Here is a 22,912-nt window from a genome sequence, read left to right on the forward strand (position 1 = left end):
TTAATCATCAACCTGATTCGCCTTCAGTAAAGGGTAAGCGTTACCCAGCAAATCTTTGTAAATGTTGGGTTTCGTGGAATAGCACACAAGTTTTTAGTTTAATTGTTTTCACTGAATTAGTTTCAAAATCGGTTGAGAAAAGATAGCGATCGCTTTCATATTCACGCATCAACATTCTGAAGTCCAGCGACTTTTCGATAGATGGAGGCAATATCGCAGCGAAAATCGATACTTTCAGAGCAAACTTCATCTCCTTGGCGGTAAATTTGAGAAACCCAATCGCCTGAGTCGGAAAGGCGAAAACACTCGACACTCATCTGAGATTGATGAATTAACACATATTCTCGTAAAGATGGCGACGTTTGATAGTCAGCAAATTTCTCTCCTCTGTCAAAAGCTGCTGTTGAGGGAGATAGCACTTCAATGACCAAAATGGGATAGAGGATGAAGTCATCTGTAGAGTTTGTATCCCGTTCATCGCAAGTTACTGCAACATCGGGATAATAATAGCAGTCTGCTGACTCTAGCCTAACTTTGATATCCGAGGAGAGAACAAGGCAAGGACTATTATTGAGGTGATTGCCCAATATTCTTACTAGGTTGCTAGCAATAATAATATGAGGCTTCTTTGCCCCTAACATTGCATAAACTTGCCCTCGCCTATACTCATGTTTGATAGGGCTGACTTGCTCTCCCTCTAGATAATCTTCTTTTGAGATGTAGAATTTTTTGCTAATAGTCATTGGGTATTTTTTTAAAACGAGTGGCTACTTCGGCAATCTGTAACCAACTTTAACAAAGCATTGCCGAGCTTGGCTTCAGATTCAGTTGACACAAGTAAAGAGCGATCGCTCATTTGTTACTGACGGTTGTATACCCGGAAACACACCTGATTCATCCTGTACTCCCCTAGATAGAGAAAGGGAAAGTAACGACCGTAGAACTTGTTAAAGTAGTGATACTGTGGGGTCTTAATGCAGTCGTTTTTAAAGCGATCGCTACCAGCGCAACCTTCCAACCCTCTCGGCAAGAAACGCTCGGCTCAGACGCGCTACTTGTGGATCAACAGCAACTCAAAGCCCTCAAAAAGGAATTAATATGGGCTGGTTTGCCAGTTTCCGAGCAATTCTAAAAACAAAAATTAGAAATTGATCGAACTGCAAAAATATAGACAAGGATGGAAATGGCATCTACCCGCAGGTATGTCAGCCAGGTAATTCATTGATAGTTGATATAGATACAACAATGATCCCCTCGAACGAAGCTGAGCGGCTCGCCGCAGTAAGTCGCTACGACATTCTTGACACACCTCCGGATGGAGCATTTGACCGAATTACAGCCCTAGCTGCCCGGTTTTTTAATGTCTCGATTTCCATCATTAGCATCGTTGACCATGACCGAATCTGGTTTAAATCCCATCATGGGCTAGAAGTTCAGCAAATTGAACGGGAACCTGGACTGTGTGCCAGTGCGATTTTGCAACAAGAAGTTTACACCGTGCTGGATGCCCGAATAGATCCCCGCACGTTAGCGAATTCCTTAGTAGCTGGGGAATTTGGACTTCGCTTTTACGCGGCAGCTCCCTTGCACACACGCGATGGTTTCAACTTAGGAACTATCTGTGTAATCGACCATCAACCCCGTCAAGTTACCGAGGCAGAAAAGCAAACCCTCAAAGACTTAGCTGCTATTGTCGTTGATGAATTGGAACTGCGACTTGCCGCTCAAAAAGCCGTACAAACTGAAGTTGCCCTGCGAATGGCAGCATTGGAGGCAACACGATCTAAAAGCGAATTTCTGGCAATGATGAGCCATGAAATTCGGACTCCGATGAACGGAGTAATTGGAATGGCGGGACTACTATTGGATACAGAACTAACGTTCCAGCAACGAAAGTTTGTCGAGATTATCAGTAGCAGTGGTAATTCCTTACTAACAATTATTAACGACATTCTCGACTTTTCAAAAATCGAAGCTGGGAAACTGGAATTAGAAGAACAACCTTTAACCTTGTTAGATTGCATTGAAGCTGCCTTAGATTTACTCGCTCCTCATGCTTGTGAAAAAGGCTTGGAACTTGCTTACCGAATTGAGACAGGAACCCCTAGCATCTTGCTGGGGGATGAAGTTAGAGTGCGCCAAGTTTTGGTGAATTTGCTGAGTAATGCGGTTAAATTCACGTCTGCCGGGGAAGTTGTGGTTTCAGTAACAGCAACCGAAGTTATGGTTAATCGGGAATCGACAATCAGTAACTGGCAAGAAAACCGATCGCAGATTTCTCCTGATTCATTACCCAATACGTATTACGAAATCCAATTTTCTGTGCAAGATACCGGAATTGGTATTCCTTCAGAGCGAATGCATCGGTTATTTAAGTCGTTTAGCCAGGTTGAATCTTCTACCAGCCGTCAATATGGGGGCACGGGGTTGGGGCTGGTGATTAGCAAACGCTTGAGTGAAATGATGGGGGGTCGGATGTGGGTTGAAAGTGAAGTTGGAAGCGGCTCCACCTTTTATTTTACGATCATCGCCCAATCTTTTCCTGGCTGTCCGCTTGTCGAACTTAATGCTGTCCAGCCGCAGTTATCTGGAAAACGGCTGTTGATTGTGGATAACAATGCTACCAGCCGCCAGAATTTGATTTTACAAACGCAATCTTGGGGAATGATGACGAAGGCAACTGAATCGGGTGCCCAAGCTTTAAACTGGCTTCGTCAAGGTGAGCGTTTTGATGCGGCAATTCTCGATAGGCAAATTTTAGGCATGGATGCCTTGAGCCTAGCGACAGAAATTCGCTCCTTACCGAATGCTCAAGTATTACCCGTGGTGATGTTGACTACGTTTGGTAAAGAAGCAGGAGAAAAACAGTTAGATAAAGTAAAATTTGCAACCTGCCTGAATAAGCCAATTAAACAATCTCAGCTTTACAATACCTTGAGCGATCTGTTGACACAAGAGCCGATAAAGGTGCAACACACGCCCTTTCCTTTACCTGAGCTTCAGCTCCAATTTGCCGAAAGTCTTCCCCTACGAATTCTTGTAGCCGAGGACAATCGGGTAAACCAGAAGGTTGCTTTGCACTTACTTCAACAGTTGGGGTATCGAGCCGATGTTGTTGAAAATGGCTTAGAAGTGCTAGAAGCCTTGCAGCGTCAACCCTACGATCTGGTACTAATGGATGTGCAGATGCCAGACATGGATGGGTTAGAGGCGAGTCGTAACATCTGCCAAGAAGGGTTGGCAACCAGTAGCACTAAAAAACCTTGGATTATTGCCATGACGGCAAATGTGATGCAAGGCGATCGCGAAGCGTGTCTAGAAGCTGGCATGGACGACTATATCAGCAAGCCACTGCGAAAAGAAGAGTTAGTTCAGGCTTTGCTGAGGTATAAAAAAGCAGGGACGTGGGCGAGTAGGGGAGACAAAAAGATAGAGAGCGAAGCCGCTACTCCACGTAATACTGAGTCTGGTCTGGGTAGTGAAGTAACAGGATCATTCAGTACTCCTATTGATGCGAAGACCTTGGAAGCATTTGCTAAAACAGTGGGAGGGAACGCCTCAAATTTATTAACTCAATTGATTAATTGCTATTTAGAAGATGCTCCTAAACTGCTGCAAGCAATGGGAGCGGGGGTAAGTGACAAGGATGCGATCGCGCTCAGGCACGCATCTCATACCTTGAGAGCCAGCAGTGCGTCTCTTGGTGCAATACAATTGGCTACTTTGTGTACACAGCTCGAAGCGATGAGTCGAGCTGGAGAAATTGCAGGTGCATCCAAAATTGTTGTACAGATCAAAACAGAGTATGAAAAGGTGAAGGCGGCTTTGCAGATGGAAGCACAATCGAGCCAGCGATGAATATTACTTGCCATGAATCAGATTCCTCCCTCGTCCTGATTGTTGACGACGACCGATTCACGCGGATGCAGCTGCGTGGCATGATGGAGCAAGAAGGCTACACAGTAGTAGAGGCAAGTGATGGAGAAGAAGGCTTAGCTGTCTACATGAGCCTACATCCAGATATTGTGTTGCTAGATGCATTGATGCCAATTATGGATGGTTTTACTTGCTGTAGCCAGTTAAGATCGCTTCCTCAAGGCGATCGCACACCTGTCTTAATCATTACCAGCCTTGATGACCGAGAATCCGTCAATCAGGCATTTGAGGCAGGTGCTACCGATTACGTGACTAAGCCGGTTCACTGGGCAGTGTTGCGCCAACGGATGCGTCGTCTCCTCCAAGCGAGTCGAGCAACAGAAGAATTACGACAGCAAAATCAGCAACAACGGCTCATGGGAGCGATGCTAGAACGCATCCGCCAGTCTTTGAACTTAGAGGAAATTCTCAGTACTACAGCCAACGAAGTCCGGCAATTTCTTCAAACCGATCGAGTGATTATTTATCGCTTCAATCCGGATTGGAGTGGCATCGTAGAGGTGGAATCTGTAGATGAACGCTGGACTGCTATCTTAGGGCAAACCATTTTAGATCCGTGCTTTGCGAGTAGCTATGTCGAGCCTTACAAACACGGTCGTATCCGAGCTACGGAGGATATCCACAACGCTGGTTTGAAACAGTGTTACATCGATTTAGTCTCTCAGTTGCAAGTTAAAGCGAATTTGGTGGTGCCCATCCTGCAAAATAGAGCTGAGGGGCAAGAACTCAAAACGGAAGAAGGGGAGTCGGGAAGCTCCCAGCCTTTACCCCTCAGCACGGATAACACTGAACTATGGGGGCTGTTGATTGCTCATCACTGTTCGCAACCCCGACAATGGCAAGCGTGGGAAATTGACTTCCTTTCTGCGTTGGCAACCCAAGTAGCGATCGCCATCCAACAATCTGAACTTTACCAACAGGTGCAGCGGCTCAATACAAACCTCGAACACCAGGTACAGGAACGCACTAGTCAGTTGCAGCAAGCTCTCAAGTTTGAAGCGATGCTTAAACGCATTACTGATAAAGTGCGTGACAGCCTTGATGAAAGCCATATTTTGCAAACAGCCGTGCAAGAATTAGCACAAGTGCTGGCAGTTAAATACTGCGATACGGCGTTATATGACATTAATGGGGCTACTTCCACCGTTTGCTATGAGTATACGCTCTCTATGCCTTCATCTGAGGGAAGCGAAATTCAAATGGCAAGTAATCCGGCGATTTACTCCCAATTGTTGCAAGGAAAGTATCTGCAATTTTGCAAGCTCGGTCCCAATCCCATTCAGCCGAATTCTGGTCAATTTTCAGTTTTAGCTTGTCCGATTTTTGATAACCAAGGGGTTTTGGGCGATCTGTGGTTATTAAACGATCGGGAATATATTTTTAACGACTTAGAGATTCGCTTATTACAGCAGGTTGCGAATCAATGCGCGATCGCGATTAGACAAGCCCGACTTTACCAAGCTTCACTGACTCAAGTAGAGGAATTAGAAAAACTCAATCAGCTCAAAGATGATTTTCTGAGTACAGTTTCTCATGAGTTACGCACCCCGGTTTCTAACATGAAAATGGCAATTCAAATGTTGGAGGTTTTGATGGAAAAAAAGGACGATTGGTGTGAGAATCACATCATCAATCAAAATCCAGAAAATCATCCTGCTTATCGCTATTTCACGTTGCTGAATGATGAGTGCGACCGAGAAATGAACTTAATTAACGACCTACTGCACTTACAGCAACTCAATGCCGGGGCGCATCCTTTAGAAAAAACTACAATCCGTTTACAAGACTGGATTCCCCATATCATAGAACCTTTTGAACAGCGAACTCAAAAATATAAGCAAATTTTACAAGTAGATATTCCCGAAGAACTCCCCATTTTGGTGTCCGATCCATTCAGTTTGGCACGTATCCTTACTGAGTTGTTGACAAATGCTTGTAAATATACACCACCAGAAGAAAAAATTACAATCGCTGTTCGAGCTAAATCGGAAATCCTGCAAATTTGCGTGACTAATTCTGGTATTGAAATTCCCACAAATGAAATTTCTCGAATATTTGATAAGTTCTACCGAATTCCAAGTCATGACCCGTGGAAGCATGGCGGAACTGGTTTAGGATTGGCACTTGTCCAAAAAATGGTAGCTTATTTAGGAGGAGTGATTAAGGTTCAAAGTACATCTGAAAATACCTGTTTCTTAGTGGAATTGCCGATTGCATGAAATTGATAAAATTGTCAAAAATTAATTTTATTTGAAAAAAACTCGCAAAACTATTAAATATGTCATTCAATCCCACAAAAATACAAGCGATAGGAAAACTATGCCATAGCTATGCGTTTTCTTGGCGGTAAAACGCAAAGAAAGAGATAAAAACAACCTATAAAAATCTAGATTACTATAGAGAATAAAAATTAAAAGTAAAACTTAAAAGTTAGATTTTTACCAATGACTAATTATCAGTCTGCCGGTGGTGTTCCAGAAGAAAGTGTGGGTCAAATTTTACAGCGGGGGGGAGAAGAACTGGCGCTGGAAAAAGTGAGCGATCGCTTCACGGTTCGCCCCGCCACCTCCGACACTGCATCTGAGGAGTTGGCGCAAACAATTCCCGCCCAAGCTCACCACGAAATTCCCGGTAAAAGCGGAATCGCTCCTCCTCTACAAGAATTTATTGTTGCCCCATCCCAGCGAGACGAAGCCATGCAAGTGGCACGACAATCAGAGGATGTCGCCTTTGCCAGTCACGTCTATAAACTTAAAGAGAATCCACAGACGTTAGTTTACCTAACGGATCAGGTGACAATTCAATTTGTCCCATCCGTGAATGAAGAAACCCAAAGAGCGATCGCATCCTTATTTGGCTTACAATTGCTGCGACCCGTCAGCGGGATTCCTAACACCTTCATCTTCGAGGTCAGTCCGCAAGCACAAGAAAATCCGATCAAAATTGCCAATCGCTTAATCGGTCGAAAAGAGGTACTCACCGCCGAACCCAATATCGTTGTTCGACAAGAAAAGCACTACCGACCTAAAGATTCCCTCTATCCCAAGCAATGGTATCTCAACAACCTTGGCGGATCTCAGATAGCAGCGGGTTCTCACATTTCAGTTGAGAAAGCCTGGGATATCACCAAAGGCATCCGTTCCATCGTTGTCGCAGTGGCAGATGATGGCTTTGACCTCAACCACCCAGATTTTCAGGGAACCGGCAAAATTGTTGCCCCTAAAGATTTCAAAGAACAAGACTTCTTGCCGCTACCTGAAGACGACAATGAAAACCACGGAACCGCTTGTGCTGGGGTTGCAGTTGCAGAAGAAACCGGCACCGGCATTGTGGGAGTTGCCCCAGGCTGTGCCCTGATGCCCCTTCGCACCACCGGCTATCTAGATGACGAAACCATCGAACAGCTCTTTGATTGGGCTACTAACAACGGTGCTGCGGTCATTTCCTGTAGCTGGGGGCCAGCAGCCGTTTACTTCCCCCTCTCTCTGCGGCAACGCGCCGCCCTAACTCGTGCCGCAACCGAAGGACGAGACGGTAAAGGCTGTGTCATTGTCTTTGCTGCCGGGAATGCGAATCGCCCCATCAGCGGCACGATTAACGAACAGGGATGGCAGAATAACCTGCTAAAAGGTCCGACTCAGTGGCTAGGTGGTTTCACCGTTCATCCAGATGCGATCGCAGTTTCTGCTTGTACCAGCCTCAACAAAAAATCTGCCTACAGCAACTGGGGAACCAACATCTCTGTCTGTGCCCCCAGCAACAATGCGCCGCCGGGAATGTGGTTTGAACAAACCGGCTATGTCAGTACCGCCCCCGAAGTCAGAGCAGTGCTGTTAGGATTAGGAATCTTTACCACTGACCGACTGGGAGCCGCTGGCTACGGCAGCAGCAACTTCACTAGTGACTTCGGCGGCACCTCCAGTGCTTGTCCCGTGGTCGCAGGCGTCGCTGCCTTGATTCTGTCAGCTAATCCCGATTTAACTGCAAAAGAAGTTAGGCAAATTCTGCAACAAACCGCTGACAAAGTAGTTGACCCCGACCCCGACCCCCAATTAGCTTTTCGATTGGGCAGTTACGATGCAAACGGTTTCTCTCAGTGGTTCGGCTATGGCAAGATCAATGCTTTTAAAGCTGTTCAAGCTGCCCAACAGCAGCGCGCCCAACCATCACAAGCCTCCCAAGTCTTGCACGGACGCAACGACAACCTCATCCTCATTCCCGACTATAATTTGCAAGGCGTTACCAGCCCAATTAATGTAACCTACCCCAGCCCCCTACGAGAGATCCAAGTCAGCCTCAACATTCAACACGAGTTTTTGGGGGATATTGAGGTTAGTTTGAGAAGTCCTAACGGGATTACGGTGCTGTTGCAAGGTCGCACACTGGGTTCTACAACTCAATTGCAAGCCACCTACACTCTGCAAAATACACCTGCACTCAAGGAATTCCTCAACAAATCCGCAGCAGGCGTCTGGCATCTGGGGGTGGTGGATTACGCCCAAATGGATACGGGGACTTTGAACAGTTGGGAATTAACCTTGGGCATCTGATATAGGGTTACGGCTGTAAGGGTATGGCACTGTCCCTACTACGCCCAATATCGGCAATCAGAGGATGGTGCTTGATCTATAAAAATAGCGGTAATGGTAATTGAGTAATGGGTCGTCTCCCATTACCAATTACCTAAAAGCTTTTGTTCGCGAATAAATGAGAATTTCGATAGAGATGTTAAAACGATGACTGAGCGCCCGATACTTTCTCTAAGGGGGGTGCAGCCTGGAGCGTATCCACCTCTTCTACTTCGCATCCATCTATCTGTTTAAGCGCTGCTTCTAAATCGGCGGTTAGCTTTTTCGCACTTTGTTTTGGCGTATTGCTGCAATAATCCGCTACTGAAATCGGCGAACCAATGTGAATTTTGACACCGCAGCCCCAATGGGGTACTGAGCTGCCGTAACGGACGCTGATGGGCACAATTTTCACATCCAACTCGGGTTGACTGGATTCTACTTGCAAGGCAATACGAGCTAAACCCGTCTTCAGGGGGTGAACGTCTTTGTCTTGATAGATGCCGCCCTCTGGGAAGATGACCAGCACTTCACCCCGACGGAGAACTTCGACGCCATGACGAAAAGTGCCAACTCCGGGATTGCGGGTATCCACTGGAAACCCTCCCATACGGCTGATGAACCAGCCTTGCCACCCTTTCATTTCATCCGCGGAAACCATAAACCGCAGGTCACGACCCGTCACAGGTTGTCCAGCCGCGTGAGGCACCACAAATGCATCCCAGCGAGAGCGATGGGTAGGAGCCAGAATCACTGGTCCGGTAGCAGGGATATTCTCTTGTCCGGTGACTTCGGCTTTACCAAAATAAAACGGTATGACAAGATATTTCGTCACCTTATAGCCTAAAGAAGCTAGCCAAGGTAAAACACGGGAAGTAACAGGAACTACCTTGACTGGTTTCGGTGTCTCTATCGTTTGTTCAGAGGGGTCGGGCTGAGTCATCACGAATAAAACTTCTCACAGCATCCATAATGCCACCTTATATATGATTACGGCATCTGTCTTCTACAAGAAGGACAGTTCTCATGCTGTCATTAGCAGAGTGAAAGTAATCATAAATAAGAGCAATTTTTTTGTTTTACCTTTTGCCTATTTACTTTTGACTTTTTAAACGCCGCTGGGCAAACCAGGATTGCAGATGTTGGCGGCAGGCAGACTCTAAGATACCACTTATGACCGGCAAGCGGTGGTTAGAGCAAGCGCTATCTGGAATATTGGCAACGGTACGAATCGCGCCAGTTTTTGGATCGTCCACACCGTAAACGAGAAGCTGAAGACGTGCAAGCGCAATCGCACCGGCGCACATGGGGCAAGGTTCTAAGGTGACGTAGAGGGTACATTGGTTAAGGTACCAGTTCTGCATTGCTTGCCCAGTGGCTCGAAGAGCTAAAATCTCAGCGTGGGCAGTTGGGTCTTTGTCACGTTCTTTGCGATTTTCGGCCTCTGCAATCAAGTGACCATCTGCGCTAACAATCACTGCTCCCACGGGCACTTCCCCCGCATCACCCGCCTTCTCGGCAAGTTCTAGCGCTCGAATCATCCATTGTCGGTGAACTAGGTACGCAGTATCCTCAATTCCCGGTGGCGGAATCTCAATAGCCATGCTCGTACCCGTACGAACTACACAAACTAAATGCCTACACAAACTAAATCCGTCTGTGCTAGCTGATTCTAGCCTTAAGCAGTGGGTTGAGCCAGTAGGGAGTCTAATTCTCCGCCTGTATTCAGCTGATAGAGGTCATCACTGCCACCAATATGCTGCTCATTGATGAAAATCTGCGGCACACTTCGACGCCCGTTGGCACGTTCAGCCATCTTAGCTCTGGCTGCTTCATCCCCATCAATTTTATATTCAGTAAAGTTGACGCCCTTCCACCAGAGCAGCATCTTTGCTCTGATACAAAAGGGACAAGTTTGCCAAGTATAAATTTCAACGTTGGCTTTGTTGCGCTCTGGATGACGCCCTAAGATTGGATTAAGAAAGTCAAACATTTTAAGATTTTTGAGTTATTTAGATTTGGATATGTGTTTAGCTATCGGCATTCGGCAATGCGCCTTCAGTTTAATTTCTCAAGCCCAAGCCTGAATACCTCTCTCTAAACTAGATCGTTTTTTTAAGCAAAACAACAACTGCAACATATTAGCAATTTTAGCAAATCAAAAGATGAGTTCTATTATTGGAGGTTTGTATTCTCTCATGAGATATCACAATCCCATTTAGGTTGAAAGATCCCAGCAGTTTCAATTCTCGGCTTCATGGAGAAGCGGGTATTTCGTTTTCACGAATCATTTAGGACTGCTATATCGTTGGCAACTACAACGGATCGCGCTAACCTTTGAGCAACTACGGTGCCATCTAGAGGTACCCTTGGCAGTAACCCTAGATTTTTTAGCAAGTTAATTACTGTCTCGTCCGGTTTTTGGCTGGAAAGTTCAGAAAGAACGTTATGACTTCAGTCCTCTAGCCTATGAGGATTTTTAGCTAACTGTTTTTTTGATTACAAAATACAATTGTTTCATCAGTTAAGAGCTGTCTGTAAAGCCATAGCCCCCTAGTCAGGGGTAATTCAATTCCTACTCCTATGCTTAATGCTTACCGTGTTACCTAACAAACGGATCGGGATTTGTTCAATTAAGATTTAAAATATTAATAAAAATAATTCATTTTATTTATTAAATTTAATAACATATTCTTATATGCTCAACCCCTACGCTTTACCACTTCATCAAGCAATCGATCGCACCCCTCTAACGGTGACTCCAGACACACTGGCAACAGAGGCGATCGCATTGATGAGTCGGGCACAGGCTAGCTGTGTCATCGTGGTACAACAGCAGGTATCGGCGGAAAAACAAACCCAAGTAGCGACACAAACCCCGATCGGAATTTTTACAGAACGGGACTTGGTTCAAGTCACGGCTCTAGGTAGAGATATTAAAGATGTAGCGATCGCTGCATTGATGAACCAGCCACTCATCACCTTGAAGGAATCCCAAGTAGAAGATATCCAAACTGTCAGCCGACTGTTTCACCACCATCAGATTCGCCATCTGCTGATTGTAGAGGATGAATCCAGTCAACTGGTAGGAATCATCACGCCAAGCAGTCTGATGCCAGTTGTGAGCGATCGCCCTAACCCAAAACCGGAAAACTTATTCGGCTATTCAAACTTAAACTTACCTGAGAGGGAAGCTTGTTACCGATTGTTGGCAGAAAACTGCACCGACATGATTTCCAGCCACACTCCAGAAGGTGTTTATCTTTACGTTTCACCTGTATGCAGTATTTTACTGGGATATGAGCCGGATGAACTAGTGGGACACTCGGTGCTTGAATTTTGCCATCCGCAAGATTGGGTAGTGATGGAGCAATTTGCTAAAAATGACACTGTTACTTTAAGAGAATATGGAACCCAGCTAAATTTTCCAGAAATCGAAACAGTTAGCTACCGGATGCGTCATCGGCAAGGTTATTACATCTGGTTAAAAACTACGCTCCGAACTATCCGCCATCCAGATACAGGTGCAGTGCAAGAAATCATTGCCATTTCTTGCGATATTAGCCAGCGCCAGCAGGCAGAAACCGAGTTAAGAGAAAGTCAGGAAAAATACAAAGTTCTTTTTCAACGCTTCCCCATTGGCATTTCCATTACCGATAAAAACGGCAATATTATTGAAGCCAATCAAGCTTCAGAAAAAATTCTCGGTTTATCCATTGAAAAACATAAAACAAGAAGCTGTGACAGCCAAGAATGGCGCATCATCCGACCGGATGGCACCCCAATGCCACCGGAAGAATTTGCTAGCGTTCGGGCATTAAAAGAAAATAAAGTGATTGTAAATCGGGAAATGGGAATTTTGAACGACCAGGATGAAATTACCTGGATTAACGTTACTGCTGCTCCCATTCCTCTCAAAGATTATGGCGTTGCGATCGCTTACGTTAACATCACAGAGCGTAAAGCCGCAGAGGAGAAAGTTGAGAAATCGCTTTCTCTGCTTCGCACCACACTCGAATCAACCGCAGACGGCATCGTTGCAGTGAGCCTAGAAGGAGATATTGTCAGCTACAATCAGAAATTTCTTCAGATGTGGCAGGTTCCAGAAGACCTGATAAGCTCGCCTCGCGCTGACAAACGACTCGTCTTCCTTAAAAACCAGATGAAAGAGCCAGAAGCGTTTGTGAGACGGATTCAGGAACTTTCCAGGCAACCGGAAGCCAAGGCATACGACATTCTGGAATTAAAAAATGGAAGAATCTTTGAGCGCTACTCTGCACCGCATCGACTCGGCGAACAAATCATTGGCAGAGTATGGAGCTTTCTTGACATTACCGAACGGAAGCGAACGGAGGAGGCATTGCGCTCTTCTATTGAGCGGGAGCGTTTGCTGGGGAGGATACAAGGGCGTATCCGCCAATCTTTGCATTTAAACGAAATCCTCAACACAGCGGTTGCGGAGGTGCGAAACTTTCTGCAAGCGGAGCGAGTTGCTCTTTATCGGCTCGATCCTCGCGGTGCCTGTTTTGTGGTCGAATCTGTCGCACCCGGTTGTGAATCCATTCTGGATGTCTCGCTGTATGACCCCTGCTTTGAGACAGAATATATCCAAAAGTTTCAAACCACCGGGTATGTGTCGGCGGTGGATGATATCTACCAAGCGGATCTGCCTGCGAGTTACGTGAAGTTACTGGAAGGGGCAGGAATTCGGGCGAATTTAATGGTGCCAATCTTGATTCGGGAACAGGTAGGGGGAAACCGAGAAGCGAAGAATGAATTTAAAACCCAAAATCCTGCCCCTATCCGTCCGTCTTTATCCAATCCAGCCGCCAAAATTCATTTGTGGGGAATCCTCTGCGTCCATCAATGCTCTGGATCTCGTCACTGGGAGCCGTATGAAATTAAGTTGTTGCAACAATTGTCCGTCGGGTTAGCGATCGCAATTCAGCAGTCTTCTCTGTTCAAACAGCTAGAGGAAGCTAACCGGGAGTTGCAGTGTATTGCTTCTTTGGATGGCTTAACTCATGTGGCGAATCGACGCAGGTTTGACGAATATCTCGCCCAAGAGTGGCGGCGGCTGGCACGAGAACAAGTGCCGATTTCGCTGATTTTCTGCGATATTGACTGTTTTAAAATCTACAACGATACCTACGGTCATCAAGCTGGAGATAGCTGTTTGCGACAGGTTGCTGGTGCGATTCGCTTGATGCTAAAGCGCTCAAGCGACTTAGTTGCCCGTTATGGGGGCGAGGAGTTTGCTCTCATTTTGCCCAATACTCCTTCTGCGGGTGCCGGTTACATTGCTGAGTCGATCCGTTCAATGGTGAAAAGCTTAGAAATTGTCCACGTCCACTCACCAGTCAGCCCCTACGTCACGCTGAGTTTGGGTGTTGCCAGCATCGTTCCCAGTTTAACGTCTTCACCGGCAGCGCTGATTGCCGCCGCCGATGAGGCGTTGTATCAAGCGAAAAAAGAGGGACGCGATCGCGTCAGCGTATGCGGCGTCTAGCCGGTCTTCGCGTCAGAGGATACTGCTAGACGCTGCTCTTCGCGTTAGAGTACACCAGAATCATTGAGAGCGTCGCCCCATCCTACAAGCTGAGAATTTCTAACTTTGATTTTTTAACGTTTTAGATTTAAGGATCTCTGTTGCCGCTTCCACTGGAACCGGGGGACTAAACAGATAACCCTGCAAACCATCACACTGAACTGAGTACAAAAAATCCAATTGTTCTATTGTTTCAACACCCTCAGCAATCACTTTTAAATTGAGTCCATGACCCAGTGCCATGACTGCCTTGATAATCGCAGCATCATGAGTATTCGTCATGAGATCGCAAATAAATGAGCGATCGATTTTTAGCGTATTGAGCGGAAAGTGTTTTAGATAGCTCAGTGAAGAATAACCCGTCCCAAAATCATCCATTGAAATGTGAATTCCCAACTTCTGCAACTTCTGCAACACAGAAATTGTCCATTCCACATCCTGCATTGCAATGCTCTCAGTAATTTCAAGTTCCAGATAACGAGGCTCTAACCCAGTCTCAGCCAGAACTTGCTCAACAACTTTGACTAAAGTGGGTTGCTGAACTTGACGCCCTGAAAGATTCACGGCAATCCGGATTGGTGGCAGCCCAATTGATTGCCAAAAACGATTTTGCAGACAAGCCTTCCGTAAAACCCATTCTCCAATCGGACAGATTAAACCCGTTTCTTCTGCTACGGGAATAAATTGATAAGGAGAAATTAATCCTAGTTCGGGAGATTGCCAGCGAATCAGTGCTTCCATCCCCACAACTTGACCTGTTTTTAGGTCTACTTGCGGCTGGTAATGTAATAGAAATTCCTCGCGTTCTAAGGCTTTGTAAAGTCTGTTTTCCAACCTCAACCGTTCTAGCGCTTTTGCCCCCAGAGCTGGTGTGTATAGCTGGTAATTATTGCGACCTTGTTGCTTGGCTCTATACATCGCAGCATCGGCGTTTTTTAACAACGTTTCTGCATCTTCCCCATCATAAGGAGCCAAAGCAATCCCCAAACTCGCCTTAATGTGTAAAGGGGTATCATGATAGGTCTCTACATCTTCACAATGAAAAGGAACATTCAGGGCACCCAGAATTCTTTTCGCAATCTTGGTAACATCTTCTAGACAAGCGATGGGTGACAGCATAAGGGTGAATTCATCCCCACCCCAGCGGGCAACAATGTCGCTTTCTCGCAGGCAATCTGTGAGGCGTCGAGCCGCACATTGCAGCAGTAGGTCGCCCACGGCATGACCGAGCGTGTCGTTAATTGTTTTGAAGCCATCCAGGTCGAGAAACACCACCGCCAGCATATCGCCGCAATTCAGATGAGTGCTTGCCAGCGCCAGAGAAAGCCGGTCATTAAATAGCAATCGGTTTGGCAAACCCGTTAAGAGGTCATGAGACGCCTGATGTCGGATGGTATCCTCTACCCGTCTTTGCATTACCGCCATATAGAGGTGAGTTCCCACCGCTTGAGCCAGCTTGAGTTCTTCGGATGTCCACTCTTTAGCCTGTCCTTGGGTAATTTCTCGCCATGCTTCAAATGACTGACGGGGGCGGACATTGCGTTCGTCGGGATTCTGACGACCTGCCCAGAGGGTTTCTGTATTCATCTCAGGGCGGAAAATGGTGAGGCACCCCACGCATTGCTGATGATAACTGAGCGGCACAATCAGAATCGAGCGAATCATTGTTCGCCCGAAAGCAGAGGCTATATATTTTAGCTGGGGTTCTTGATATAAATCGGGGATAGTGTAAAGAGAATTTTGAACTTTAAAATTCGATAGTTCGCTAGCTGCTTTGTAGCCGTGACGCGAAGATTCAAGAGAATGATTTTGAGGATTAAATTCCGACTTCAGAAACCAAGAATCAGAAGAGTGATTGATGGGATTTTGAGGATTGAAATCTTGATTGCTGTCTTTGTAATTGTTTGTAGTAGGATTGCTTGGGATGCTAGCACTGCTCAGTTTCCCAGAAATAATTTGTTGCCAGAAGGGAGTTTCTTCAATCCAAGGTAGGATCGGCTGTTCGCCAGTGGTATAAAGTTGAGCCGGTTGACCCGTTGTATCTGCTGTAATATACAATCTGCCAGAGGCACCTTGTAAGGCGTTAACGGTTTTTTCTAAAACAGTCTGACGAATTTCTGAGATTTTTAATGGGGAGTGGAGCAGACTGCTGATTTGGTTGATCGTTGACTCATGCTGAGCTTGTTCACGTGCAGTTTGGAGAAGATGGGACTGAGCGATCGCAATCGATACCTGATCTACCAGCAGCTGAACAATTTGTAATTCTTGTTCGCTAAATTTGCGCTGGGACACCTGGTGACACACCAACAACCCCCACAAGCTGTTTTGATGCAATATTGGCACGGCGAGAGAAGCACTCACCCCCATCGTCGTTAGATATTCAGCATGGCAAGGATCGACGGGAGAATAGCGGATATCTCTAATGGCTAGATTTTTGCCGGTTGATGGGCAATCTAACTGCTCTTGGGTTTTCTGCCTAGCCGTAACATCGATAATGACGCGCTGGCGGACTTTGACAAACAACTCACGAGCATGGGCAGGAATGTCCTCTGCTGGAAACCGTAGCCCCATCATAGAGGGTAAGCGATCGCCATTTATGGATTCGGCAATCACTTCGCCACTGGCATCCGGATGGAATCGGTAAATTTTGACCCGATCCATGTCTAAAAATGAGCGAATTTCCCGCGCCGTTGTCGCCAAAATCTCTTGCAACTCTAAAGATTGGCGAATTCGCGTTGTAATTCGATTTAGCAAGCTTTCTCTATCGTAGGATCGGTTTGTTCCCGTCTTTCCTGCTTGCTGTAATGCCGGTATATTCTTTCGTCGAATCATTCAATTAAACCTGTCTAGAGAGAAATAGACCCTATAAATACCAGTATGAAGTGTGGCATCTATCCTGAGAGATAGACAAATAAATTTGTAACTAAATACTTTAATGATGTTATGAAAATAACTCAGTGCTACTTGCGTACCGCGCTTATGTTTTGCTAGTGTTCATGTCCACCTGAGTGCGATCGCACAGATGTTTTTTTAAGCAATGAATAGCGTAGCCCAAAAACTTGAAAGTCTCCTCCCCAGCTCCGGCATTGTGCAGTGGGAACAGATAGAAGGCACCCAAAAAGCACAAATCTCGCCAGCAATTGCACCGGGAAAGAACCCTGATTGCATTGTTTATCCCCGCACTGAGGAAGAACTCGCTCAGGTTATGGCTTATGCCTACCAGCAACGGTGGAGCGTCTTACCCTGTGGCAGCGCCAGCAAACTGGGTTGGGGCGGATTGGTTGATGGGGTCAATTTAGTTGTCAGTACCGAACGCCTGAATCGCTTAATCGCTCATGCGGTTGGCGATTTAACCGTTACGGTCGAAGCAGGCATGAAATTTGCCGAACTGCAAAAGATTCTAGCGCAACAAGGTCAGTTTTTCGCCCTCGATCCAGCCTATCCAGAAGACGCCACAGTTGGTGGTATTGTTGCGACGGCTGGGGGCGGTTCCTGGCGACAACGCTATGGCGGGGTTCGGGATATGCTACTGGGTCTTTCCTTTATCCGCAGCGATGGTCAGATTGCCAAGGCTGGGGGTCGAGTGGTAAAAAATGTTGCCGGTTACGACATGATGAAGCTATTTACTGGCTCTTTTGGAACCCTAGGGATTATCACTCAAGTGACGTTTCGAGTTTATCCCCTGCCTGAGGCATCTGCAACCGTAGTGCTGACTGGTACAGCCGAAAAAATTGCCGCAGCCACCAAAACTTTGCTCGCTTCAGCCTTGACGCCCACGGCGATTGACCTGCTATCCACTCAGATGGTGGCTGGTTTAGGCTTAGGGGAGGGAATTGGCGCGATTGCTCGTTTTCAAAGTGTATCGCCGAGCGTGAAGGAACAGTGCGCTCGATGGTTGGAAGTAGGGCAGCATCTGGGTTTACAGGGTGTCCTCTATTCAGATGCCGATGAGACCCAGTTATGGCAGAAGTTACAAGAACAAATGTGGGCATCCCACACAGAGGCAGCGATCGCTTGCAAAATAGGAGTATTACCAACTGCCGCGGCGACCATTTTGACTCATTTGCAAATCCATGCCCCATCGGTGATGTGTCTCGTCCATGCTGGAAGTGGGTTGGGGCTATTGCGGTGCGATGGTGATGTTGTAGAGACAACAGCGATCGCGTTTCTACAACAGATGCGATCGCTCTGTGAATCTCACGGCGGGTTTCTGACAATTCTAGAAGCGCCGATCTCCTTGAAGCAGCAACTAGATGTTTGGGGTTATACCGGCAACGCCCTGGATTTAATGCAGAAAATCAAAACCCAATTTGATCCAGGAAATGTTTTAAGTCCAAGTCGGTTTGTCGGTGGAATGTGAATAAAGCGCTTTCATCGCAGAAAATACCGTCTAAAAAGTAGGGAAGATTACACCCATCCATGCAAACATCAGAGAATTCTTTAACAAATTCAGATGACTCAAACCCAATTAAAATTCATGGGTTCGATGACGATCATCCACCCAATCCCAAGTTAATTGATAGCTGCGTTCACTGTGGTTTTTGTCTGTCTACTTGTCCCAGCTATCGGGTGATTGGCAAAGAGATGGATTCTCCCAGAGGCAGAATTTATCTCATGGATGCTATTAACAAAGGTGAGATTTCTCTGAATACTGCCACAGTACAGCATTTTGACTCTTGCTTAGGATGTCTTGCCTGTGTCACAACCTGTCCTTCTGGCGTGCAGTATGACAAGTTGATTACTGCCATGCGTCCCCAGATTGAACGCAATTATGAGCGCAGTTTGCCAGACAAGTTGTATCGAAAACTAATTTTTTCCCTATTTCCTTATCCTAATCGGCTGCGAGTTTTGCTAGCGCCTCTGATGGTTTATCAGAAATTAGGTTTGCAAAAATTGGTTCGTTCGACTGGATTACTCCAACGCCTTTCTTCCCGCTTGGCAGCGATGGAATCAAATCTGCAAGAAATTACTCCCAGTACCTTTGTAGACACTCTACCAGAGATGATTCCGGCTGAGGGTGAGAAACGCTATCGCGTAGGCGTTATTTTGGGCTGCGTGCAACGTCTATTCTTCTCAAAGGTCAATGAAGCAACGGTGCGGGTGTTAACCGCTAATGGCTGTGAAGTCGTGATTCCGAAGTCTCAGGGGTGTTGTGCTGCATTGCCACATCACCAAGGACAGGAAGAACAAGCAAAAGCGATCGCTCGCCAAATGATTGATAGTTTTGAAGGTACAAACGTTGATGCCATCATCATCAATGCTGCCGGGTGCGGTCATACTCTAAAAGAATACGGACACCTGCTACAAGATGACCCCGATTATCAAGAGAAAGCCGTAAAATTTGCCGCTAAAGTAAAAGACGCTCAAGAGTTTCTGTACGAAGCCGGAATAACTGCGAAACTTTCCCCGCTTTCTGATAAACCGTTGACTTTAGTTTATCAAGATGCCTGTCATTTATTGCATGGGCAAAAAATTAGCGTACAACCGCGCCAATTATTGCGACAAATTCCAGGCGTTCAACTGCGGGAACCCATTGATGCAGCTTTGTGTTGTGGTAGTGCTGGGGTTTACAATATGCTGCAACCTGAAGTTGCTGGAGAATTGGGTAAGCAAAAAGTTGAGAACCTTCTCAATACGGGTGCTGAATTAATTGCTTCGGCAAATCCCGGTTGTACGATCCAAATTAGTAAGCATTTAGAACTGCAAGAAAAGGCGATTCCCATCATGCACCCCGTTGAGTTGTTGGATTTGTCAATTCGGGGAGTGAAACTGCACAAGTAGGGTAATAGTAGAGGCAGAAGGCGATCGCTTGTGGTACAAACACCTACCACTTGCTAAAAACATTTTAGGCGATCGCTTCTAACCTCTCTAGCTCGCCGACTCAATGCTCGGAGGGCATTTAACTTTTGTATACTACTTTATGAGTTTCATTAATTTTGTGCATGACTTCTAATACACCCTTAATTCAATTTTTTGAAGGAATTCCTGAAGAAATCAGTAACGTCAGCTTACGGCGGAATCGCAGTTCTGGCGTCCGCACTGTATTGATGACATTTAACGAGCTGAAAGCCATAGAAAAATTCAACAGCTTTAAAAATAAGTTTTCTAATGGGCTGCGGTTAACGGATGAAGAAGGTGAAATCAGCGTTGAGCCTTCTTCTGTAAAATTTGTTTTCAGCGGGCCAGAAGGAGATGACTTTCAGCGGCTGGACTGCGAATTTGAAATTCAGCGAGAAGACCACTGGGAGAGATTCATGCGGTTTATGAATCGCTATGCTGAGGTAAATGGTATGGCTTACAGCGACACGAAAAAAACCCTCGATAGAGAGGCAACGAGAGAAGCATGAAAGTAGCCATTACAGGAGCAACTGGATTTGTCGGCTCTCGGCTGGTAGAACGACTGCACGCTCAAGGAAATCAAATATTGGTTTTTAGCCGTAACCCTGCTAAAGCAAAGCAAGTCTTTCCTGCCAACACCTATCCCAATCTCGAAATTATTGCTTATACACCCACTGAATCAGGCTCCTGGCAACAGTCCATTACTGGATGTGATGCTGTGGTGAATCTATCGGGAGAACCGATTGCGGAAAAACGCTGGACTCCCGAACAAAAGCAGACGATTCTAAATAGCCGAAAGCTAGGGACACAAAAAATTGTAGAAGCGATTAATCAAGCCAATCCTAAGCCCACTCTCTTGGTTAATTCTTCTGCAATTGGCTACTACGGCACCAGCGAAACGGCTGCCTTTGATGAAACCAGCGCAGCCGGTAATGATTTTCTCAGCACTGTCTGCAAAGAGTGGGAAACAGAAGCCCAAAAAGTCAAAGACAGCGGCACGCGACTGGTAATTGTGCGAACTGGAATTGTCCTAGGAATGGGAGGCGCACTTGCCAAAATGCTTCCCCCGTTCAAAATGTTTGCTGGTGGCCCTATTGGTACAGGGCGTCAGTGGTTCTCGTGGATTCACCGAGACGATCTGGTGAATCTGATTTTATTGGCCCTCAGCCACCCGGAAATTGAAGGTGTCCTAAACGGTACAGCTCCAAATCCAGTCCGGATGAACGAATTGGCTCAAACTTTGGGGGAAGTGTTAAATCGACCCTCCTGGTTGCCAGTTCCCAGCTTTGTTTTAGAAGGTCTCTTAGGAGATGGTGCCCAAGTGGTTTTGGAAGGGCAACAAGTTCTTCCAAAACGCACCTTGTCACAAAGTTTTGAATATCAATATCCGACCCTAAAACCAGCGCTGACGGAAATTGTGAAGGAATAGATAATTGGGAAAAAGGTAATTGTTTTGAGTGATGAGTGTTGAGTTTTGAATTAATATCTCATCACTCATCACTCTACTTGTTACCGATTCCCCTTCCTTCAATTTTCAACTTTCAAACCTTCAACCGGCAGGCTGCCATCTTCAACCTTCAAACCTTCAACTGGCAAACTGTCATCATCCTGCACCCGCTGTAGTTTAGCTCCCAAGTGCCGCAGTTTATCCTCCAGCTTTTCGTAACCCCGATCTAGATGCTGCAATCCTCGAATGATTGTTTTTCCTTCTGCCGCCAGCGCTGCCAAAACCAACGCCGCCGAAGCACGTAAATCAGTAGCCAATACAGGTGCCCCCGATAACATTGGCACCCCTCGCACGATTGCATGATTGCCTTTGACGCGAATGTCTGCACCCATGCGATTCAACTCTGCCACATGACGCAATCGGTTTTCAAAAACCGTTTCGCTAATCACGCTGTCCCCTTCACTGAGGGTTAGCAAAGCCATAAACTGTGCCTGCATATCCGTGGGGAAACCAGGATAGGGCAATGTTTCAATATCTGTTGCTGCGTGTGTTTGCCCTCCGATAATCCGCAGGCGGTCGGGTGCGTCTTCGAGTACCGTTGCCCCAATTTCCCGCAGCTTGGCAATCACAGCGGTGAGATGGTCTGGAACAATTGGGGACAGGCTCAGTTCTGAATGGGTAATCGCCCCAGCAACGAGTAATGTCCCCGCCTCAATCCGGTCGGGAATGATGCTGTAGTCCACAGAATGTAAGCTGGGGACGCCAGAAATCACAATTGTATTGGTGCCTGCACCACGAATCCGCGCTCCCATTGCAATGCAGAAATTAGCCAGATCCACGACTTCTGGCTCTTGAGCGGCATTTTCTAGGATTGTTTCTCCCTCTGCTAGGGTTGCCGCCATCATCAGTGTCTCTGTCGCACCAACACTGGGATAGTCTAGATAAATTTTGGCTCCCTTTAATCTTCGATTGCTGCCGGTTACATGGGCATTGACCATCCCATGATCAATTTGGACATCTGCCCCCATGTCCCGCAAACCTCGGACATGAAGATCGACGGGTCTGGCACCGATAGCACAACCGCCTGGGAGTGGAACTCTTGCTACACCCAGTCGCGCCAGCATTGGGCCAACGATAAAGAAACTGGCTCGTAGCTGAGAAACTAACTCGTAGGGCGCTTTTGATTGTCCAATGTGGCTAGCGTTGATGTCGAGGATGTCGCCATTCCATTCCAGCTTCAGGTCTAGGGACGACAGAATTTGACCCATGCGCTTGACATCGACAAGCGAGGGAACGTTACGGATTCGGCAATCTTCAGGACACAGCAAGGCTCCTGCCATGATCGCTAGTGCCGCGTTCTTTGCGCCGCTAATCTTGACGTGCCCTTGCAAGGAAGCTCTACCCCAAATGTGCAAAACGGACTTGTCTTCTTCGGGCAGAGATTGGGTATCGGTCAGGCTGAGAGGGGGGTTAATAGGTCTGTCCTCCAAATTTCACGGAATAGGGTGGCTTTTTTTAAATTTGGTTTTGATTCTACAGGAAAGATTTCAAATGTCTAGATTAGCGATCTAGCTT

Annotated in this window: 15 protein-coding genes; 9 read left to right on the plus strand and 6 right to left on the minus strand. The window is 46.5% G+C overall.

The annotated features are described in order from the left end of the window. Positions 1–161: 161 nt before the first annotated feature. Positions 162–743, minus strand: coding sequence for a Uma2 family endonuclease (locus H6H02_RS04740; RefSeq protein WP_190815152.1), 582 nt, complete (start codon positions 741–743; stop codon positions 162–164). A 212-nt stretch (positions 744–955) separates the two neighbouring features. Here H6H02_RS04740 and H6H02_RS04745 point away from each other — a divergent pair, with 212 nt between their 5' ends. From H6H02_RS04745 to H6H02_RS04760, 4 genes are all read left to right on the plus strand, one after another. Continuing rightward, complete coding sequence (locus tag H6H02_RS04745; protein ID WP_190815154.1) at positions 956–1,132, plus strand: hypothetical protein; 177 nt, start codon at positions 956–958, stop codon at positions 1,130–1,132. A gap of 113 nt (positions 1,133–1,245) precedes the next feature. Beyond that, positions 1,246–3,858 (plus strand): response regulator, encoded by a 2,613-nt coding sequence (locus tag H6H02_RS04750; protein ID WP_190815156.1) that lies wholly within the window; start codon positions 1,246–1,248, stop codon positions 3,856–3,858. Continuing rightward, positions 3,855–6,155, plus strand: coding sequence for a GAF domain-containing protein (locus H6H02_RS04755; protein ID WP_190815158.1), 2,301 nt, complete (start codon positions 3,855–3,857; stop codon positions 6,153–6,155). The genes H6H02_RS04750 and H6H02_RS04755 overlap by 4 nt, the downstream gene beginning before the upstream one ends. Positions 6,156–6,380: 225 nt before the next feature. Further along, positions 6,381–8,486, plus strand: a complete 2,106-nt coding sequence (locus tag H6H02_RS04760; protein WP_190815159.1) for a S8 family serine peptidase — start codon at positions 6,381–6,383, stop codon at positions 8,484–8,486. Positions 8,487–8,664: 178 nt separating this feature from the next. On the opposite strand, the gene H6H02_RS04765 is transcribed toward H6H02_RS04760, so the two are convergent. From H6H02_RS04765 to grxC, 3 genes are all read right to left on the minus strand, one after another. Then, positions 8,665–9,447 carry a 1-acyl-sn-glycerol-3-phosphate acyltransferase gene (locus H6H02_RS04765; RefSeq protein ID WP_190815161.1) on the minus strand — a complete coding sequence of 261 codons (783 nt, stop codon included), beginning with the start codon at positions 9,445–9,447 and terminating at the stop codon, positions 8,665–8,667. A 151-nt stretch (positions 9,448–9,598) separates the two neighbouring features. Beyond that, the gene (gene tadA, locus H6H02_RS04770) at positions 9,599–10,108 is read right to left on the minus strand and encodes a tRNA adenosine(34) deaminase TadA (RefSeq protein ID WP_190815163.1); all 510 of its coding nucleotides are present in this window, start codon (positions 10,106–10,108) and stop codon (positions 9,599–9,601) included. A gap of 74 nt (positions 10,109–10,182) precedes the next feature. Further along, positions 10,183–10,497, minus strand: coding sequence for a glutaredoxin 3 (gene grxC, locus H6H02_RS04775; protein ID WP_190815165.1), 315 nt, complete (start codon positions 10,495–10,497; stop codon positions 10,183–10,185). Positions 10,498–11,202: 705 nt separating this feature from the next. Between grxC and H6H02_RS04780 the strand changes: the two genes are divergently transcribed. Beyond that, positions 11,203–14,013, plus strand: a complete 2,811-nt coding sequence (locus tag H6H02_RS04780; RefSeq protein WP_190815167.1) for a diguanylate cyclase — start codon at positions 11,203–11,205, stop codon at positions 14,011–14,013. A 99-nt stretch (positions 14,014–14,112) separates the two neighbouring features. Here the strand turns inward: H6H02_RS04780 and H6H02_RS04785 are convergent, their stop codons facing one another. After that, positions 14,113–16,884, minus strand: a complete 2,772-nt coding sequence (locus H6H02_RS04785; RefSeq protein WP_190815169.1) for an EAL domain-containing protein — start codon at positions 16,882–16,884, stop codon at positions 14,113–14,115. A gap of 205 nt (positions 16,885–17,089) precedes the next feature. Here H6H02_RS04785 and H6H02_RS04790 point away from each other — a divergent pair, with 205 nt between their 5' ends. The 4 genes from H6H02_RS04790 (at position 17,090) to H6H02_RS04805 (ending at position 21,319) form a co-directional block, all read left to right on the plus strand. Then, the gene (locus H6H02_RS04790; protein ID WP_190815171.1) at positions 17,090–18,412 is read left to right on the plus strand and encodes an FAD-binding oxidoreductase; all 1,323 of its coding nucleotides are present in this window, start codon (positions 17,090–17,092) and stop codon (positions 18,410–18,412) included. A 59-nt stretch (positions 18,413–18,471) separates the two neighbouring features. Next, the gene (locus H6H02_RS04795; protein WP_190815173.1) at positions 18,472–19,833 is read left to right on the plus strand and encodes a heterodisulfide reductase-related iron-sulfur binding cluster; all 1,362 of its coding nucleotides are present in this window, start codon (positions 18,472–18,474) and stop codon (positions 19,831–19,833) included. Positions 19,834–19,994: 161 nt separating this feature from the next. Next, positions 19,995–20,399 (plus strand): photosystem II reaction center protein Psb28, encoded by a 405-nt coding sequence (gene psb28, locus H6H02_RS04800; protein WP_190815176.1) that lies wholly within the window; start codon positions 19,995–19,997, stop codon positions 20,397–20,399. Next, complete coding sequence (locus H6H02_RS04805) at positions 20,396–21,319, plus strand: TIGR01777 family oxidoreductase (protein WP_190815178.1); 924 nt, start codon at positions 20,396–20,398, stop codon at positions 21,317–21,319. The genes psb28 and H6H02_RS04805 overlap by 4 nt, the downstream gene beginning before the upstream one ends. Positions 21,320–21,417: 98 nt before the next feature. Here H6H02_RS04805 and murA read toward each other — a convergent pair whose 3' ends face one another. Next, positions 21,418–22,827: a UDP-N-acetylglucosamine 1-carboxyvinyltransferase gene (gene murA / locus H6H02_RS04810; RefSeq protein WP_190815180.1), complete on the minus strand. Its 1,410-nt coding sequence runs from the start codon at positions 22,825–22,827 to the stop codon at positions 21,418–21,420. Positions 22,828–22,912: the final 85 nt, after the last annotated feature.

The sequence above is a fragment of the Coleofasciculus sp. FACHB-1120 genome (assembly GCF_014698845.1).
Classification (GTDB): Bacteria; Cyanobacteriota; Cyanobacteriia; order Cyanobacteriales; family FACHB-T130; genus FACHB-T130.